A 16,525-nucleotide genomic window follows, 5' to 3' on the forward strand; every position below is an offset into this window, starting at 1 on the left:
AACGGCTTTGGCCAAGGGACAGGACTGAGTGCTGAGACGCAGGAGGCGCACGTGACGCAGGGACCCCTCACCACGGAGGCCGGCGCGCCGGTCGCCGACAACCAGAACAGCGAGACCGCGGGCGTCGGTGGTCCGGTTCTGGTGCAGGACCAGCTCCTGCTGGAGAAGCTCGCGCACTTCAACCGCGAGCGCATCCCGGAGCGCGTGGTCCACGCGCGCGGCGCCGGGGCGTATGGCACCTTCACCGTGACCGGCGACGTCACCCCCTACACCCGGGCGCACTTCCTCGGCGAGGTCGGCCGGGAGACCGAGGTCTTCCTGCGCTTCTCGACCGTCGCGGGCAACCTCGGCTCGGCGGACGCGGTGCGCGACCCGCGGGGCTTCTCGCTGAAGTTCTACACCGAGGAGGGCAACTACGACCTCGTCGGCAACAACACCCCGGTGTTCTTCGTCAAGGACGCCATCAAGTTCCCCGACTTCATCCACACCCAGAAGCGCGACCCGTACACCGGCTCCCAGGAGGCGGACAACGTCTGGGACTTCTGGAGCCTCTCGCCCGAGTCCACGCACCAGGTGACCTGGCTCTTCGGCGACCGCGGCATACCCGCGAGCTACCGCCACATGGACGGCTTCGGTTCGCACACGTACCAGTGGAACAACGAGGCCGGCGAGGTCTTCTGGGTCAAGTACCACTTCAAGACCGACCAGGGCATCAAGAACCTCACCCAGGCCGAGGCCAACCGGCTCGCCGGTGAGGACCCGGACTCGCACCAGCGCGACCTGCGCGAGTCGATCGAGCGGGGCGAGTACCCGACGTGGACCGTCGGCGTGCAGATCATGCCCGCCGCGGACGCCGCGACGTACCGCTTCAACCCGTTCGACCTCACCAAGGTCTGGCCGCACGCCGACTACCCGGTGATCGAGTTCGGCAAGCTGGAGCTCAACCGCAACCCGGAGAACGTCTTCGCCGAGGTCGAGCAGTCGATCTTCTCCCCGGCGCACTTCGTGCCCGGCATCGGCCCGTCGCCCGACAAGATGCTCCAGGGCCGGCTCTTCGCCTACGGCGACGCCCACCGCTACCGCGTCGGCATCAACGCCGACCACCTGCCGGTGAACCGCCCGCACGCCACCGAGGCGCGCACCAACAGCCGGGACGGCTTCCTGTACGACGGCCGCCACAAGGGCGCGAAGAACTACGAGCCGAACAGCTTCGGCGGTCCGACGCAGACCGGCCGCCCGCTGTGGCAGCCCGTCCCGGTGACCGGGGTGACCGGTGACCTGGAGGCGCCCGTCCACGCCGAGGACAACGACTTCGTCCAGGCGGGCAACCTCTACCGGCTGATGACGGAGGAGGAGAAGGAGCGCCTGATCGCCAACCTGGCGGGCTTCATCGCCAAGGTCTCGCGCGTCGACATCGCCGAGCGGGCCATCAACAACTTCCGCCAGGCGGACGAGGACTACGGCAAGCGGCTGGAGGCCGCGGTCCAGGCCCTGCGCGGCTGACAGCACTGGATCGCCTGCCGTGGACGGAGGGCCGGCTCCCCTTGGGGGGCCGGCCCTCCCGCGCGTGCGTACCGGCCCGGCCCCTCAGCCGGCCACCACGGCCGCCGGGACCGCCGGCGCCCCCCGGCGGGCGGGGGCCCAGCGCCGCAGCAGGTCGCGGACGGAGACGACGCCGACCGGGCCGGTGCCGTCCAGGACGACGAGGTGCCGGAAGCCGCCGTGCGTCATGGCCGCCGCCGCCTCGTCCAGGGTCCAGTCGGGCGTCGCGAACACGACGTCCGTGGTGGTGTGCGCGCCGGCGGCCTCCAAGTCCGGGTTCTGACCGGCGCCCAGGGAGTTGAGGATGTCGCGCTCGGTGAGGATGCCGATCTGGTTGCTGTCGTGGTCGAGGACGACGGCGGCGCCGACACGGCGCGCCGACATCAGCGTCGCCGCCTGGCGCAGGGTGTGGGCGGGGCCGATGGTGAGGACCAGGGTGCTCATGGCGTCACGGACGAGCATGGGGTGCCACCTCCTTGGTGAACCCTTCCACGCGAAGGGATTCACAAATGCACAAGTGGGGGACCCCAGAGTGGCAGGGACAGGGGTACCCGACAAGGGGGCGCGGCACGGCTGCCGCCCCCTCGTCACCACCCCGCCGTGCGCCGTGCGCGGGGCGCCGCACGTCGGGCGCCGGCGCGTCGGCGCGTCGGCCGTCGTACCGCCGTCCGGTCCGTCCGGCACGCCGGTCCGTGCGGCATTCCGGCCCGTCCGGCACGCCGGCCCGCCCGGTGCTTCGGTCCGGCCGGTGCTTCGGTCCGGCCGGACCTCCCGGTGCCGGGCGCGCGGTGCGCAGGGGTCAGCCCTGCTCGTCGCCCAGGTACCCGAGCAGGTCCGCGTGGAGCAGCCCGTTCGACGCGGCGGCGTCCCCGCTGTGGGGTCCCTCACGGCCGTCCAGACCGGTGAACCGGCCGCCCGCCTCCTGCACGATGACGGCGGTCGCGGCCATGTCCCACAGCGACAGCTCGGGTTCGGCACAGAAGTCGACCGCGCCCTCGGCGACCAGCATGTACGGCCAGAAGTCGCCGTAGGCGCGGGTGCGCCAGCAGGCGCGCGTGAGGTCGAGGAAGCCGTCGAGGCGGCCCCGCTCCTCCCAGCCGCTCAGCGAGGAGTAGGCGAACGACGCGTCGGACAGCTCCGAGACCCGTGACACCCGGATGCGCGTCGCCGAGGCGAGGTCGCGGCCCGTGTACGCGCCCAGCCCCTCCGCCGCCCACCATCGCCGGCCCAGCGCAGGGGCGGACACCACACCGACCACGGGCCGGAAGCCGCCGGAGCCGTCCCCCGGTCCGCGGTCGTCACCGTCGCCGTTCCGCGAGCCCTCGCCGGAGTCCTCGTCGGTCTGCTCCATGAGGGCGATCAGCGTCGCCCACACCGGGACGCCGCGCACGTAGTTCTTCGTCCCGTCGATCGGGTCGACGACCCAGCGGCGCGGGCCCGAGCCCTCCACTCCGTACTCCTCGCCGAGGATCGCGTCGCGCGGGCGGGCCCGTTGGAGGTGGCCGCGGACCAGCTCCTCGGCGGCCCGGTCGGCCTCGCTGACCGGGGTCATGTCCGGCTTGGTCTCGACCTTGAGGTCCAGCGCCTGGAACCGTTCCATCGTGGCGGCGTCCGCGGCGTCCGCCAGTACGTGGGCGAGGCGCAGGTCATCGTGGTAATCGGCCATGCGCCCGACTCTATCCCGCGGGTCCGTCCGCCCCCTTGACAGTCCGTGGGGGCCGCCCGACCCTGGCCCCCAGAGCTGCCAGCCCCGGGGAGGCGCCGGTGCCCACCGCGCGAGAGGCCCTGCTGGACGCCGCCCACGAGGCCCTGTGCGAGCGGCCCTGGGTCGCCGTCCGCATGGTCGACGTCGCGGCGTCCGCGCGCGTCTCGCGGCAGACGCTGTACAACGAGTTCGGCGGCAAGGACGGGCTCGCGCGGGCCCTGCTGCGGTACGAGGCCGACAGCTGCCTGGAGCTGGTCGCGCCCGCGGTCGCCCCCACCGGTACGGGCACCTCCGGCACCTCCGGTACCCCCGGCAGCCCCGCTGGTACGGGCGCCCCCGCCGGTACGGGGGACGACGCCGTCGAGTGCCTCGTCGCCCTCGCCGAGCGGCTCGTCCGCCGGGCCGAGGCCCGGCCCCTGCTGCGGGCGCTGCTCACCGGCTGCCGCTGCGCGCACCTCCCCGACCCGCGCCCCGCGCACCCCGGCGGCGCCTCGCGCAGCGGTGCCGTCCCGCATCCGGTCGACGCGGGGCTCCCGCCCGGGGCCGGCGACCTGGTGACGCGGATGCGGGACCGGGTGCAGCGGGCCACCGGGGCGCGCCCGCCCGCCGTCGAGATCGCGGTGCGGCTCGCCGTCAGCCAGCTCGTCGTACCGCACCCGGACGGGGCCGGTGCGCTCGTACGGGCCGCGCTCGGCCGGGTCAGTGCGACGAGCCCGACAACTGGAGGCCGATGACGCCGACGATCACGAGCGTGATCGAGACGATCTTCAGCGCCGACACCAGGTCGCCGAGGAAGACCATCCCGTAGATCGCCGTACCGGTCGCGCCGATCCCCGTCCACACGGCGTACGCGGGACCGATGTCGAGCTTGCGGAGCGACAGGGTCAGCAGGCCGAAGCTGCCCAGCGCGAACGCCGCGAAGGCGACCGTCGGCCACAGCCGGGTGAAACCGTGCGACAGCTTCAGGCAGACCGCGAACCCCGTCTCCAGCAGGCCGGCGACCACCACCAACAGCCACGCCATCGTCCGTGCCTCCCACGCCCTCGCCCGCCGGAAGGTGACGGTCCGTCCCCTCGCGCGCCGCGCGCCGGTGCCGTGCTCCGGGCGCCGTCCGCGGGCCCCGGCCGCCGTCGACGCGCCGCCTGGGTGCGATTATGCACTTATCCACCCCCAAGCCGGGCAAACCGGACGGGTCAGTCGCCCTCGCGTCGCTCCCGCGTCGCCAGCAGCCGCCGCAGCGAGTAGAGCCGCGCCGGGTCGGCGTGCCCCTTCTCGACCCACGCGTCCAGCGCGCAGTCCGGCTCGTCGTGGCTGCACGCGCGCGGGCAGCCGTCCGTGCCCCGCTCCAGGTCCGGGAAGGCGTGGATGACGCGCGAGGGGTCGACGTGGTGCAGCCCGAACGACCGCACGCCCGGGGTGTCGATCACCCAGCCGCCCGCCTCGCCCGCCAGCGGCAGGGCCAGCGCGGACGTGGTCGTGTGGCGGCCGCGGCCCGTGACGGCGTTGACGTGGCCCGTCGACCGCCGCAGCTCCTCCGGGACCAGCGCGTTCACCAGGGTCGTCTTGCCCACGCCGGAGTGGCCGACGAAGGCCGTGGTGCGCCCCCACAGGTGGGCGCGCACCCGGTCCGCCGCGCTCCCGTCGTCCAGCTCGTCGCGGTTGGTCACCACGTACGGGATGTCGAGGGCGCCGTACAGCTCCAGCAGCTCCGAAGGGGGCGCCAGGTCCGACTTGGTGAGCACGAGCAGCGGCTCCAGGCCGCCGTCGAACGCGGCGACCAGGCAGCGGTCGATCAGCCGGGGCCGCGGCTCGGGGTCGGCGAGGGCGGTGACGATGGCCAACTGGTCGGCGTTGGCGACGACGACCCGCTCGTACGGATCGTCGTCGTCCGCCGTCCGGCGCAGCACCGAGGACCGCTCCCCGATGCGCACGATCCGCGCGAGGGAGTCCTTGCCGCCCGACAGGTCGCCGACGATGGACACCCGGTCGCCCACCACCGCCGCCTTGCGGCCCAGCTCCCGCGCCTTCATCGCGAGGACCGTGCGGTCCTCCACCAGACAGGTGATGCGGCCCCGGTCCACGGTGAGGACCATGCCGTCCGCGGCGTCCTCGTGCTTCGGGCGGATGCTGGTGCGGGGTCGGTTCCCCTTGCGGTTGGGACGGACGCGGATGTCGTCCTCGTCGGCGTTCCTGCCGTAGCGGCGCATGTCGTTCAGGCCTCGGTCGCGAGCATCTCGGTCCACATCTGCGGGAAGTCGGGCAGGGTCTTGGCGGTCGTCCCCACGTTCTCCACGCGCACCCCGTCGACGGCGAGGCCGATCAGGGCGCCGGCCGTCGCCATGCGGTGGTCGTCGTACGTGTGGAAGACGCCGCCGCGCAGCGGGCGGGGGCGGATGTGCAGCCCGTCCTCCGTCTCGGTCACGTCACCGCCGAGGCCGTTGATCTCCTTGGTCAGCGCCGCCAGCCGGTCCGTCTCGTGGAGCCGCAGGTGCGCCACGCCCCGCAGCGTCGACGGCGAGTCGGCCAGGGCCGCGACCGCCGCGATGCCCGGGGTCAGCTCGCCCACCTCGCCGAGGTCCACGTCGATGCCGTGGATCCGACCCGATCCGGTGAAGGTCAGACCGGCGTCGTCCAGCTCGCAGGAGCCACCCATCTCGGTGAAGATCTCCCGCAGCGCGTCGCCCGGCTGCGTCGTCCGCGCGGGCCAGTCGGGGATGGTGACCCGGCCGCCGGTGACGAGCGCCGCCGCCAGGAACGGCTGCGCGTTGGACAGGTCCGGCTCGATGACGAGGTCCCGGCCGAGCAGCGCCGAAGGGGAGACCCGCCACACGTTCGGCTCGCCGCCGGTCTCCGGCTCGTCCACCTGCGCGCCCACCGCGCGCAGCATGTCGACGGTCATCCGGATGTGCGGCATCGAGGGGAGTCGCGGGCCGGTGTGCCGCACCTCGACGCCCTGGTTGAAGCGCGGCGCCGACAGCAGCAGCGCGCTGACGAACTGCGAGGACGACGACGCGTCGATGGTGACCTTGCCGCCGTCCAGGGCGCCGGCCCCGTGCACCGTCAGCGGCAGCGCGCCGCGCCCCTCGTCGTCGATCCGGGCGCCCAGCACGCGCAGGGCGTCGATCACGCCGTGCAGCGGACGCTCGTACGAGCGGGGGTCGCCGTCGAAACGGACCGGGCCGTCCGCGAGGGCGGCCACCGGGGGCAGGAACCGCATGACCGTGCCGGCGTTGCCCACGTCCACCGAGGCAGGGCCGTGCAGCCCGGCGGGGATGACGCGCCACGCCTCGCCCGTGCCGGACGGGGCGCCCGCGGCGGAGGAACTGGACGACACCGTCTGCTCGATGCCGACGCCCAGCGTCCGCAGCGCCTCGGCCATCAGCAGCGTGTCCCGGGACCGCAGCGGGCGGCGCAGCCAGCCCGGCTCGGAGGCGAGGGCGGCCAGGACCAGGGCACGGTTCGTGACCGACTTGGAACCGGGCACGGCGACGGTGGCGTCGACGGGGCCACTCGCGTGCGGTGCGGGCCAGGGGTCACGGAGCGCGGGGGTATCGGTCATGCCCCTCACTTTAGTGGGCCGAGCAGGTCACAGACCGAGCAGCCAGCGGCCGCCGCCGATCAGCGAGCAGAGCGCCACGGAGTGGAAGAGGAACAGCCACAGCGCCGCCGGCGCGTGGGTCAGCCGGGCGAGCTGGTCGGCGTCGGAGTCCCACGCCTCACCCCGCCGCCGCTTGGCCTGGAGCTCGAACACCGGCCGCACGCCGCCCAGCAGGAGGAACCACACCACGCTGTACGCGAACGCCGCCTGCACCCGCGGTTCCGTCAGCCACGAGACCAGCAGGAAGGTCCCACCCGTGAGCAGGACCGTCAGCGCCCCGTAGGCGTTGCGGACCATCAGCAGCATCGCGATCAGCAGGGCCGTCGCCACCCACAGCAGCAGCGTGATCCGGTGCGCGGCGAGCAGCCAGGCACCGCCGAGGCCCAGCAGCGACGGCGCCGTGTAGCCGGCGGCCGCCGTCAGGATCATGCCGAGGCCGGTCGGCCGGCCCCGGCTCACGGTCAGCCCGCTGGTATCGGAGTGGAGCCGGATGCCCTCCAGGCGGCGGCCGGTGAGGAGCGCCACCAGCCCGTGGCCGCCCTCGTGGGCGATGGTGACCGCGTTGCGCGACAGCCGCCACACCGTCCGCGGGGCCGTGACCGCCAGGGCGGCGACGGCGGTCGCGAGGACCAGCCACAGCTCGGGCGCCGGCTGGGTGCCGAGCACGTCGGACAGGAACTTCGTGGTGGCCATGTGGTGGAGGGCTCCTCGGGGGACGCGGGGACGTGGCAGGGTGGGACAGTATGTGCGGACGTTACGCGGCCAGTCGACGGCCCGAGGACCTCGCGGGGGTCTTCGGGATAGAGAAGTGGGAGCCCCGGGAGGTCCTGGAGCCCGACTGGAACGTCGCCCCGACCAAAGAGGTGTACGCGGTACTGGACCGCCCCCTCAAGGACGCCGGATCGCCCCGCCCGGTTCGCCAGCTGCGCACGCTGAAGTGGGGACTCGTCCCCTCCTGGGCCAAGACGCCCGAGGGCGCCGCCCGGATGATCAACGCCCGGGCCGAGACCGTGCACGAGAAGCCCGCCTTCCGCCGCGCCTTCGCGTCGCGCCGCTGCATCCTGCCCGCCGACGGGTACTACGAGTGGGTCACCGGCGCCGCCGAGCGCGAGCTGGAGGTCGAGGGGAAGAAGAAGCGGCCCCGCAAGCAGCCGTACTTCGTGACCCCCTCCGACGGCTCCGTCTTCGCCATGGCGGGCCTGTACGAGTTCTGGCGCGACCCGACGCTGCCGCCCGACCACCCCTCCGCCTGGTGGGCCACCTGCTCGGTGATCACCACGGAGGCCGAGCAGGGCCCCCTCGGCGTCGCGCCCGCCGGGGGCCCGGGCTCCCTCGCCGACATCCACCCCCGCATGCCGCTCATGCTGACCCCCGACCGCTGGGACGCCTGGCTCGACCCCGCCCGCACGGACGTGGAGGAGCTGCGCGCCCTGCTCGCCCCGCCCCCCGAGGGCCTGATGCGGGCCTATCCGGTGCCCACCGCCGTCAGCAACGTCCGCAACAACGGGCCCGAGCTGCTGACCGAGCTCGACGCCCCGGAGGAGAGCACCCTCTTCTGACCCCGGCGGGCCGCCGGCGCTCCCGCCCCACGCCCCGGTCCTCCCCGCCCGGCTCCTCCCGCCCGGGTCCTCCTGGCCCCGGTCCTCCCCGTCCGGGCGCCGCGCCGGTGGCGTGCGCGGCCCCGGGCCGGTGCCACGCGCGAGGATGGGCCCGTGACCCAGACCGAGACCATCCCCACGGGCGCCGGCGACGCCCGGATCACCTGGTACGGCGCCGGCTCCGGCGCGCGGCTCGTCGTCGCCCTCGGCCACGGCGCCGGCGGCGGGATCGAGGCGCGCGACCTCCAGGCCCTCGCCGCGCACCTGCCGGGCGCCGCCGCCGCGACCGTCGCCCTCGTCGAACAGCCCTGGCGCGTGGCGGGCCGCAAGCTCGCCCCGGCCCCCAAGACCCTCGACGCGGCCTGGCGCGAGCTGTGGCCCGCGCTGCGCGCACCCGGCCTGCCCGTCGTCGCCGGCGGGCGCAGCGCCGGCGCCCGCGTCGCCTGCCGCACCGCCCGCGAGCTGGGCGCCCACGCCGTCCTCGCGCTGTCCTTCCCGCTCCACCCGCCGGGCCGTCCGGAGCGCTCCCGCGCGGACGAACTCCTGGGCACCGGCCTGCCCACCCTCGTCGTCCAGGGCGGCAACGACCCCTTCGGCCGGCCCGGCGAGTTCCCCGCGGGCGAGCACGCGCTGGTGGAGGTGGCCTGGGCGGACCACTCGTTCGCCGTACCGAAGCGGGCCACCACCACGCAGGACGAGGCGCTGGGGACGATCACCGCGGGAGCGGCCCGCTGGCTCGCGGACCTGCCCTCCTGACCGGGAATGACGGGCGGACCACCGCTGTTGTGCCGTACGTCGACGAACGACACAGGAGAGCCAGGAGAGGGAGTCCGCCGCATGGGTTCGACCATCTGCCCGAACCGGTCGCACGCCGCCGAGCTGGACTGGACCGTGCTGCCCGGCCCCGTGACCGGCTCCCCGAGGGCGTCCGCCGAGGGGAATAGGAAGGGACGGCCGGCGGCCGGTCGACTATTCTCCGATTCGAGCGGGTCCGCACTCGGTCTCGCCGCCGCGCTGGAGGAGGTGGGTCCGGTCACTGGGACCGACAGGGGGACCGACGAAGGCCCCGAGGAGACGGACCGCGAGCGCAACGCGCGCTTCGAGCGGGACGCCCTCGGCTACCTCGACCAGATGTACTCGGCAGCCCTGCGGATGACGCGGAACCCGGCCGACGCCGAGGACCTGGTGCAGGAGACGTACGCCAAGGCGTACGGCTCGTTCCACCAGTTCCGCGAGGGCACCAACCTCAAGGCGTGGCTGTACCGGATCCTCACCAACACCTTCATCAACTCGTACCGCAAGAAGCAGCGCGAGCCCCAGCGCAGCGCCGCCGAGGAGATCGAGGACTGGCAGCTCGCCCGCGCCGAGTCCCACATGTCGACCGGCCTGCGCTCGGCCGAGTCCCAGGCGCTGGACCACCTCCCGGACTCCGACGTGAAGGAAGCCCTCCAGGCGATCCCGGAGGAGTTCCGCATCGCGGTCTACCTCGCGGACGTCGAGGGCTTTGCCTACAAGGAGATCGCGGACATCATGGGAACGCCCATCGGCACGGTGATGTCCCGCCTGCACCGTGGGCGCCGCCAGCTGCGCGGCATGCTGGAGGACTACGCCCGTGAGCGCGGGCTGGTGCCCGCGGGCGCCGGAGAGTCCACGAACGACCGGAAAGGCTCGGGCTCATGAGCTGCGGAGAGCCGCACGAGACGGACTGCTCGGAGGTCCTGGACCACCTCTACGAGTTCCTCGACCGCGAGATGCCCGACAGTGACTGCACCAAGTTCGAGACGCACTTCGAGGAGTGCTCCCCGTGCCTGGAGAAGTACGGGCTCGAACAGGCCGTGAAGAAGCTCGTCAAGCGGTGCTGCGGACACGACGACGTCCCCAGCGACCTGCGCGCGAAGGTCATGGGGCGGATCGAGCTGATCCGGGCCGGAGAACCCCTCCCGGCCTCGGACGTCACCGCCACCGCCACCGCCGGGGACGCCCCCGCGACCGGTCAGGACGTCCCCGCCACCGCGCAGGAGTGACGGCACGCCGACGCCCGGACGGGGCGCCACCGCGGACGACCGCGGGGGCGCCCCGTCCCGCGTCCACGGACCGCGCCCGCACCGCGCGCCGGCCGGGCCGACGCCTGCCGGCCCACGGCGGACGCGCCCGCGCTCCGCGGGGCGCAGTGCGCTCCCGTAGGGCGGACACCGCGGACACCGCGGCGACCGCGGGGTGGCGGCCCGGGGGCCGTCGCCGCGCCCCGAACGTCGCCGCCGTACGGCGCCTCGCGGCGGGGACCGCACACACGGCCGCCCCCACCGTCACCCGAACGTGCTAATCGGGTCCGTCCCGCCGCCCGCCCCCGACCGGCTCGTTAGCGTGGCCAGCCCCGGCGTCCGGCCGGGCGGACGGGAGGCGGAGCAGCGGTGGCGGCGATTCCGGGAGCGGCACGCGCGTACGTCGCCTGCGCCGCGCTGGGTGCCGCCGCGTGCGCCCTGCCCGCGGCCGCGGCTCCGGCCGCCACTCCCTGGGGCGCCCTCGCGCTCCTCGCCGGGCTGTACGGACTGTGCGAACGCCCGGGCGTGCGGCCCCGCGCGGGCCGGCTCGCGGGCGCGGACCCGCCGGCGGGCCACGGCTCCGCCTTCCCCGTCCTCCTCGCCGCCGCGCTGCTGCTCCCGCCGTCCGCCGCCGCGCTCGCCGTCCTGGCCGGGGCACTGGCCGCGCCCGTGGAGCAGCGATCCGCGCGGCGGACCCGCCGGATCTGGCGCCCGGCCCGGCTCGCCCTCGCCGCCTGGGCCGCCGCCCACACCGCCGCGCTCCTCCACGGCCCCGCCGCCCTGGGCGGCCCCGGGCCCGCCGGGCCGCTCCCGCCCGACCTGCCGTACGCGCTGCTGCCCGCCGGCGCCGCCGTCCTCGCCTCCTGCGCCGTGCTCGCCGCCCTCGACGGCGGGATCCTCGCCACCGCCGAACGGGTGCCCCCCCGCGCCGCCTGGCGCGGGCTGTTCGGCCGCTCGCTCGCCGCGCACGCCGTGCACGGCCTCGTCGGCCTGGTGATGGCGGTGCTCTGGTGCGGCCCGTACGGCTGGCCGGCCGCGCTGCTGCTGCTCCTGCCGATGTCCACGACGAGCTGGGCCTTCACCCAGTACCACCGTGAGCGCGCCGCCCACCACGCGACCATCCGGGCGCTCGTCCAGGCCGTCGACCTCAAGGACGCCTACACGCGCGGGCACAGCGAACGCGTCGGCCGGGCCTCGGTGATGATCGGCCGCGAGCTGGGCATGGCGGAGGAGCGCCTGGAGGTCCTCCGGTTCGCGGGGACCCTCCACGACGTGGGGAAGCTGGGCGTCCCCACGCGCGTCCTGCGCAAGAACGGGCCGCTGACGCCGGAGGAGCGCCGGATCATCGAGCTCCACCCGGAGTACGGGCACGAGATGACGCGCGGCATCGGCTTCCTCGGCGAGGCCCGCGCCGCGATCCTCCACCACCACGAACGGCTCGACGGCGGGGGCTACCCCTACGGACTGCGCGGCGCCCAGATCCCCGAGGTCGCCCGGGTCGTCGCCGTGGCCGACGCCTTCGACGCGATGACGTCCACGCGCTCCTACCGCCGCGCGCGGCCGGTCGGGGCGGCGCTCGCCGAACTCGACCGCTGTTCCGGCAGCCACTTCGACCCGGTCATGGTGCGGGCGCTCGCCCGGGCGCTCGCCCGGCACGGGTGGCGCACGGCCGTGACGTCCGACGAGCCGGCCCCGCCCGACGGGCCGGCCCCCGGCCCCGTGCCGCACACCCCGCCCGGGCTGCCCGCCCAGTCCACCCAGTCCGCCGCGGCACCGGACCGCCCGCCCCGTACCGGGACGGCGCCGACCCCCGGCACCGGGCACCCGTCCGGGCACGGGCGCGTGCGTGGTACCGGTACCGGCTCCGGCGCAGGGTCCGGTACCGGCTCCGGCTCGGCGTCCGGGGCAGGGGCCGGGGAGAGGCCGGGAGCCGGGCCCGGGCGGACCGCCGGGGGCGGGCGGTGAGCGGGTGCCGCGGCCCCCGCCCGCCCCTCACCGTCCTCCTCGTGTACGGGGCCGCCGCCACCGCCACCGCCCTGTCCCTCGGATGGACCCTCTGGCACGGGCTCGCGGAGCCCGGCACCGCCCTCGCCTTCGGCGTGCTGATCGCGATCGGCGTGCTCGCGCGCCGGGGCGGACCGCCCCGCGAGCGCGAGCCGGCCCCGCTCGCGGCGGCCGGGGCGCTGGCGTACGCCCTGCTGGGGGTGCCGGCCGGCACCCCCGCGGGGTGCGGGGTGGCCCAGGTCGTGACGGTCACCGCCGCAGGGGTGCTCGTGGGCGCCGTGCCGGACGTGGCGCGGGGCCGCGGGCCGGAGCCCGACCGGACCGCCCGGCGCACGCTGACCGTCACCTTCGCCGCCGTCTGCGCCGGACCCCTGCACGCGGAGCCCCCGTCGCCCCGGTACGTGCCGTTCCTGCTGCTGGTCCTCGCCCTGACCGCGCTGTGCGACGCCGTCCTCGCCGCCCTGCTGCTGCGCGCCCGCACCGGCTACCCGTACGGTCCGCTCCTCCGCGACGAGCTGCGGGCCCTGCCCGGGGTCGCGTCCGCCGTGTGCGCCACCGGCGCGGTGATGGCCCTGGCGGTCGCGGTCGCGGGCCTGTGGACGCTGCCCGTCCTGTGCGTACCGCTGCTGCTGACGCAACTGGCGTTCCGCCGGTACGCCGCCGTGCGCCGCACCTACCGGCAGACCATCGCCTCCCTCGCCCGGGCCACCGAGATCGCCGGGTACACCCCGCCGGGCCACGCCCACCGCGTCGCCGCGCTGAGCCGGGCCGTGGGGCGGGAGATGGGGCTGTGCCGCGAGGACCTGACCGTCCTGGAGTACGCGGCCCTCATGCACGACATCGGCCAGCTCTCCCTGGTCGACCCGGTCCCCGACGGGGCCACGGCCCTGCTGCCCGCCGCCGAGCAACGCCGCATCGCCCTGCTCGGCGGGGCGGTGGTCCGCCAGACCGGTGTCCCGCCGGCCGTGGCCGTGGTCGTCGAGCGGCAGGCCGACCCGTACCGCGAGCAACCCCTCGCGGCGCGCATCGTCCGGGCGGTCAACGCGTACGACGACCTCTCCGGGGAATGCGCCCACCGGGCGCTCGCGGCCTTGGAGCACCTGAGGCTCGGGACCGCCCGCGACTACCACCCGGCGGTCGTGGAATCCCTCGTCAGAGTCCTCGCCCGGGGCGGCGTCGAGGGGCGGGTGCCGGGGTAACCCATGGGTAATGAGCGGGCGTGCGACCGGGCATGGTTGGATGCCAACGAGAGGGTGTCCGGGGGCAGTGACCTTCAGCGACCGGCAGGCGGGAATCGTGAGGATCTTCGGGAAGGTACGGCATCGGCCCTCCGCCTCGTGGCGGCAGGCCACCGACCGCGCGTTCACGCTGATCGGGGACGGGCGGTACGAGGACGCGGGCGCGCTGCTGACGCGCGCGGCCGATCTGGAGCCCTGGCTCTCGGAGTCCTGGTTCAACCTGGCGCTCCTGCACAAGTTCCGGCACGACTGGGAGCAGGCCCGCGCCGCGGGGCTGCGCGCCGTCGCCCTGCTGGACAAGGAGACCGGGGCGCCCGACTGGTGGAACGTCGGCATCGCCGCGACCGCCCTCCAGGACTGGCCGCTGGCCCGCCGCGCCTGGCAGGCGTACGGGCTCAAGGTGCCCGGCGGCACCGCGCCCGGCGGTGAGCCGGTCGGCATGGAGCTGGGCAGCGCCGCCGTGCGGCTGTCGCCGGAGGGCGAGGCCGAGGTCGTGTGGGGCCGCAGGCTCGACCCGGCCCGGATGGAGGTGCTGTCCATCCCGCTGCCGTCCTCCGGGCGCCGCTGGGGCGAGGTGGTCCTCCACGACGGCGTCCCCAACGGCGAGCGCACGACCGCGTCGGGGCACAGCTTCCCCGTGTTCGACGAGATCGAGCTGTGGGCCCCGTCGCCCGTTCCCACCTGGGTGGTCCTGCTGGAGGCCGCGACCGAGGCCGACCGGGACGCCCTGGAGCGGCTGGCGGCCGACGCCGGGTTCGCCGCCGAGGACTGGTCCTCGTCCGTGCGGCTGCTGTGCCGCACCTGCTCGGAGTCCCGGATGCCGAGCGCCGAGGGCGACGGCGAGCACCTCGACCCCCACGACCACAGCGAGCCGGGCCACCCGGGCCCGCTCGGCCACCGCACCGCCGGGGACCTGTGGGTGCCCGAGCGGGAGTGCGGCATCGCCGCGCCCGCCGGCCTCGTGCGGGGGCTGCTGGACGGCTGGGTCGCCGACAGCCCGGACAGCCGGGAGTGGCGCGATCTGGAGGAAGTCTGCTGATGCCCGCCGCAGGGGCCCCTTAGGCTGTACGGGCACACGGCAACGGGTACTGAGGGAAGGCGCGAAACCGGACATGGCGCAGCAGGAGACGGACCAGCAGGGCTTCGACGCCCTCCCCGTCGACGACGAGGGGTTCGTCGTCGACACGGAGCAGTGCGAGGAGCGCGAGCAGGCGCACCGCGAGCGCGGTACGTCGCGTCCGATCACGGTGGTGGGCAACCCCGTGCTGCACAAGGAGTGCAAGGACGTCACCGCCTTCGACGACGACCTCGCCCGGCTCGTCGACGACATGTTCGCCAGCCAGCGCACCGCCGAGGGCGTGGGCCTGGCCGCCAACCAGATCGGCGTCGACCTGAAGGTCTTCGTCTACGACTGCCCGGACGACGAGGGCGTGCGGCACGTCGGCGTCGTCTGCAACCCGGTGCTGGAGGAGCTGCCGGCGGACCGGCGCAACCTCGACGACTCCAACGAGGGCTGCCTGTCCGTCCCGACGGCGTACGCCTCGCTGGCGCGGCCCGACTACGCGGTGGTGCGAGGCCAGGACGTGAAGGGCAACCCCATCAAGGTCCGGGGCACCGGGTACTTCGCCCGCTGCCTGCAGCACGAGACGGACCACCTGTACGGGTACCTGTACATCGACCGGCTGTCGAAGCGGGACCGCAAGGACGCGCTGCGGCAGATGGCCGAGGGCACGCCCCGTTATCCGGTCGTCGCCAACGACTGACGCCGCCGTCGCGGCCCCGCACGTCCGGCCGGGCACGTCCGGGCCCCGGTGCCTCCCGTACGGCCGTTCCCCGTTCGTCCAGGTCTTCCGGGCCCCGTCCCGGTCACGCTCCGGTGACCGGGACGGGGCCCGTCCACGTCCGTCGGGGGTCGGGCGGGTGAAGGGCGGCCACGCCCTGTTGACGCGCGTCGACCGCCCCGCCAGTCTCGGGAGCGGTACGGCGCCCGCGCCGTCCCGCCCGTCGCGCCCGGCGCCCGCCGGGACGCCCGCTCGGACACGGAGGCACGATGCTCGGACGGACCGGACGACTCCTGCTGTCTTTTGTCATGCTCATGTCTGCGCTGTCGGTCGGCGTGGTCACCACGGCCGGCACCGCCCACGCCGACGGCTGCTACACCTGGTCGCGCACGCTCTCCCAGGGCGCCTCCGGCGCCGACGTCACCCAGCTGCAGATCCGCGTCGCCGGCTACCCCGGATACGGGGCCGTCCTCGCCGTCGACGGCGCCTACGGCCCGGCCACCACTGCGGCGGTCAAGCGGTTCCAGGCCGCGTACGGCCTGACGGCCGACGGCGTCGCGGGCCCCGCCACCTTCAGCAAGCTGTACGCCCTCCAGGACGACGACTGCACGCCCGTCCACTTCGGCTACGCCGAGCTGAACGACTGCAACACCACCTGGTCCGGCGGGGCCGTCAGCGCCGCCACCGCCAAGTCCAACGCGCTGCGCACGATGTGGAAGCTGGAGGCCCTGCGCCACGCGCTCGGCGACCAGCCCATCACCGTGACCAGCGGCTTCCGCTCACACGCCTGCAACGACGCGGTCGGCGGCGCGTCGGGCAGCCGCCACCTGTACGGGGACGCCGCCGACCTCGGCGCGGGCCCGCACTCGCTGTGCCGGCTCGCCCAGCAGGCCCGCAACCACGGCTTCAACGGCATCCTCGGCCCGGGCTACCCCGGGCACGGCGACCACACCCACCTCGACCACCGGGCCGACCGGTTCTGGTCCGCCTCCGGCTGCGGCATCTGACGGCCGCGGC

17 protein-coding genes are annotated in these 16,525 nt (G+C 75.1%); 11 read left to right on the plus strand and 6 right to left on the minus strand.

Translation table 11 applies throughout. The annotated features are described in order from the left end of the window. The first annotated feature begins 51 nt into the window (after positions 1-51). Positions 52-1,503 carry a catalase gene (locus ACF053_RS12675; protein ID WP_058940668.1) on the plus strand — a complete coding sequence of 484 codons (1,452 nt, stop codon included), beginning with the start codon at positions 52-54 and terminating at the stop codon, positions 1,501-1,503. Positions 1,504-1,587: 84 nt separating this feature from the next. Here the strand turns inward: ACF053_RS12675 and ACF053_RS12680 are convergent, their stop codons facing one another. Together ACF053_RS12680 and ACF053_RS12685 are read right to left on the minus strand one after the other, a co-directional pair. Continuing rightward, positions 1,588-2,004, minus strand: a complete 417-nt coding sequence (locus ACF053_RS12680) for a CBS domain-containing protein (protein ID WP_391953872.1) — start codon at positions 2,002-2,004, stop codon at positions 1,588-1,590. Positions 2,005-2,341: 337 nt separating this feature from the next. Continuing rightward, on the minus strand, positions 2,342-3,208 hold the full coding sequence (locus ACF053_RS12685; RefSeq protein ID WP_391953873.1) for an inositol monophosphatase family protein: 867 nt from the start codon (positions 3,206-3,208) through the stop codon (positions 2,342-2,344). A 98-nt stretch (positions 3,209-3,306) separates the two neighbouring features. Between ACF053_RS12685 and ACF053_RS12690 the strand changes: the two genes are divergently transcribed. Then, entirely contained in the window at positions 3,307-3,981 is a 675-nt protein-coding gene (locus tag ACF053_RS12690; RefSeq protein WP_391953874.1) for a TetR/AcrR family transcriptional regulator, read from the plus strand. On the opposite strand, the gene ACF053_RS12695 is transcribed toward ACF053_RS12690, so the two are convergent. From ACF053_RS12695 to ACF053_RS12710, 4 genes are all read right to left on the minus strand, one after another. Beyond that, positions 3,947-4,270 carry a DMT family transporter gene (locus tag ACF053_RS12695; RefSeq protein WP_058940672.1) on the minus strand — a complete coding sequence of 108 codons (324 nt, stop codon included), beginning with the start codon at positions 4,268-4,270 and terminating at the stop codon, positions 3,947-3,949. The two genes, ACF053_RS12690 and ACF053_RS12695, sit on opposite strands and share 35 nt — an antisense overlap. Before the next feature lie 170 nt (positions 4,271-4,440). Then, positions 4,441-5,454, minus strand: a complete 1,014-nt coding sequence (rsgA, locus tag ACF053_RS12700; protein ID WP_391953875.1) for a ribosome small subunit-dependent GTPase A — start codon at positions 5,452-5,454, stop codon at positions 4,441-4,443. A 5-nt stretch (positions 5,455-5,459) separates the two neighbouring features. Continuing rightward, entirely contained in the window at positions 5,460-6,806 is a 1,347-nt protein-coding gene (gene aroA / locus ACF053_RS12705) for a 3-phosphoshikimate 1-carboxyvinyltransferase (protein ID WP_391953876.1), read from the minus strand. A 27-nt stretch (positions 6,807-6,833) separates the two neighbouring features. After that, complete coding sequence (locus tag ACF053_RS12710; RefSeq protein ID WP_391953877.1) at positions 6,834-7,538, minus strand: M50 family metallopeptidase; 705 nt, start codon at positions 7,536-7,538, stop codon at positions 6,834-6,836. Between the two features lie 50 nt (positions 7,539-7,588). Between ACF053_RS12710 and ACF053_RS12715 the strand changes: the two genes are divergently transcribed. From ACF053_RS12715 to ACF053_RS12755, 9 genes are all read left to right on the plus strand, one after another. Then, positions 7,589-8,404 (plus strand): SOS response-associated peptidase, encoded by an 816-nt coding sequence (locus ACF053_RS12715; RefSeq protein ID WP_391953878.1) that lies wholly within the window; start codon positions 7,589-7,591, stop codon positions 8,402-8,404. A gap of 153 nt (positions 8,405-8,557) precedes the next feature. Then, the gene (locus ACF053_RS12720) at positions 8,558-9,199 is read left to right on the plus strand and encodes an alpha/beta hydrolase family protein (RefSeq protein WP_391953879.1); all 642 of its coding nucleotides are present in this window, start codon (positions 8,558-8,560) and stop codon (positions 9,197-9,199) included. Between the two features lie 267 nt (positions 9,200-9,466). Beyond that, complete coding sequence (locus ACF053_RS12725; RefSeq protein WP_058940678.1) at positions 9,467-10,123, plus strand: sigma-70 family RNA polymerase sigma factor; 657 nt, start codon at positions 9,467-9,469, stop codon at positions 10,121-10,123. Further along, positions 10,120-10,467 (plus strand): mycothiol system anti-sigma-R factor, encoded by a 348-nt coding sequence (gene rsrA, locus ACF053_RS12730; RefSeq protein ID WP_391953880.1) that lies wholly within the window; start codon positions 10,120-10,122, stop codon positions 10,465-10,467. The genes ACF053_RS12725 and rsrA overlap by 4 nt, the downstream gene beginning before the upstream one ends. 387 nt (positions 10,468-10,854) lie before the next feature. After that, positions 10,855-12,450, plus strand: a complete 1,596-nt coding sequence (locus ACF053_RS12735) for an HD-GYP domain-containing protein (protein WP_391953881.1) — start codon at positions 10,855-10,857, stop codon at positions 12,448-12,450. A gap of 41 nt (positions 12,451-12,491) precedes the next feature. Then, positions 12,492-13,688, plus strand: a complete 1,197-nt coding sequence (locus tag ACF053_RS12740; protein WP_391953882.1) for an HD-GYP domain-containing protein — start codon at positions 12,492-12,494, stop codon at positions 13,686-13,688. A 97-nt stretch (positions 13,689-13,785) separates the two neighbouring features. Then, positions 13,786-14,766: a tetratricopeptide repeat protein gene (locus ACF053_RS12745; RefSeq protein ID WP_058940697.1), complete on the plus strand. Its 981-nt coding sequence runs from the start codon at positions 13,786-13,788 to the stop codon at positions 14,764-14,766. Between the two features lie 73 nt (positions 14,767-14,839). Next, on the plus strand, positions 14,840-15,490 hold the full coding sequence (gene def, locus ACF053_RS12750) for a peptide deformylase (protein WP_391953883.1): 651 nt from the start codon (positions 14,840-14,842) through the stop codon (positions 15,488-15,490). 287 nt (positions 15,491-15,777) lie between these two features. Then, entirely contained in the window at positions 15,778-16,515 is a 738-nt protein-coding gene (locus tag ACF053_RS12755) for a D-Ala-D-Ala carboxypeptidase family metallohydrolase (protein WP_391953884.1), read from the plus strand. Positions 16,516-16,525: the final 10 nt, after the last annotated feature.

The organism is Streptomyces kanasensis, from assembly GCF_043077165.1.
In the GTDB taxonomy this organism is placed as follows: Bacteria; Actinomycetota; Actinomycetes; order Streptomycetales; family Streptomycetaceae; genus Streptomyces; species Streptomyces changanensis.

Coding starts and splice junctions, on each gene's coding strand:
- ACF053_RS12680 (WP_391953872.1), bottom strand. CDS start 2,004: ATGCTCGTCCGTGACGCCATGAGCACCCTGGTCCTCACCATCGGCCCC.
- ACF053_RS12685 (WP_391953873.1), bottom strand. CDS start 3,208: ATGGCCGATTACCACGATGACCTGCGCCTCGCCCACGTACTGGCGGAC.
- ACF053_RS12695 (WP_058940672.1), bottom strand. CDS start 4,270: ATGGCGTGGCTGTTGGTGGTGGTCGCCGGCCTGCTGGAGACGGGGTTC.
- rsgA (WP_391953875.1), bottom strand. CDS start 5,454: ATGCGCCGCTACGGCAGGAACGCCGACGAGGACGACATCCGCGTCCGT.
- aroA (WP_391953876.1), bottom strand. CDS start 6,806: ATGACCGATACCCCCGCGCTCCGTGACCCCTGGCCCGCACCGCACGCG.
- ACF053_RS12710 (WP_391953877.1), bottom strand. CDS start 7,538: ATGGCCACCACGAAGTTCCTGTCCGACGTGCTCGGCACCCAGCCGGCG.
- ACF053_RS12715 (WP_391953878.1), top strand. CDS start 7,589: ATGTGCGGACGTTACGCGGCCAGTCGACGGCCCGAGGACCTCGCGGGG.
- rsrA (WP_391953880.1), top strand. CDS start 10,120: ATGAGCTGCGGAGAGCCGCACGAGACGGACTGCTCGGAGGTCCTGGAC.
- def (WP_391953883.1), top strand. CDS start 14,840: ATGGCGCAGCAGGAGACGGACCAGCAGGGCTTCGACGCCCTCCCCGTC.
- ACF053_RS12755 (WP_391953884.1), top strand. CDS start 15,778: ATGCTCGGACGGACCGGACGACTCCTGCTGTCTTTTGTCATGCTCATG.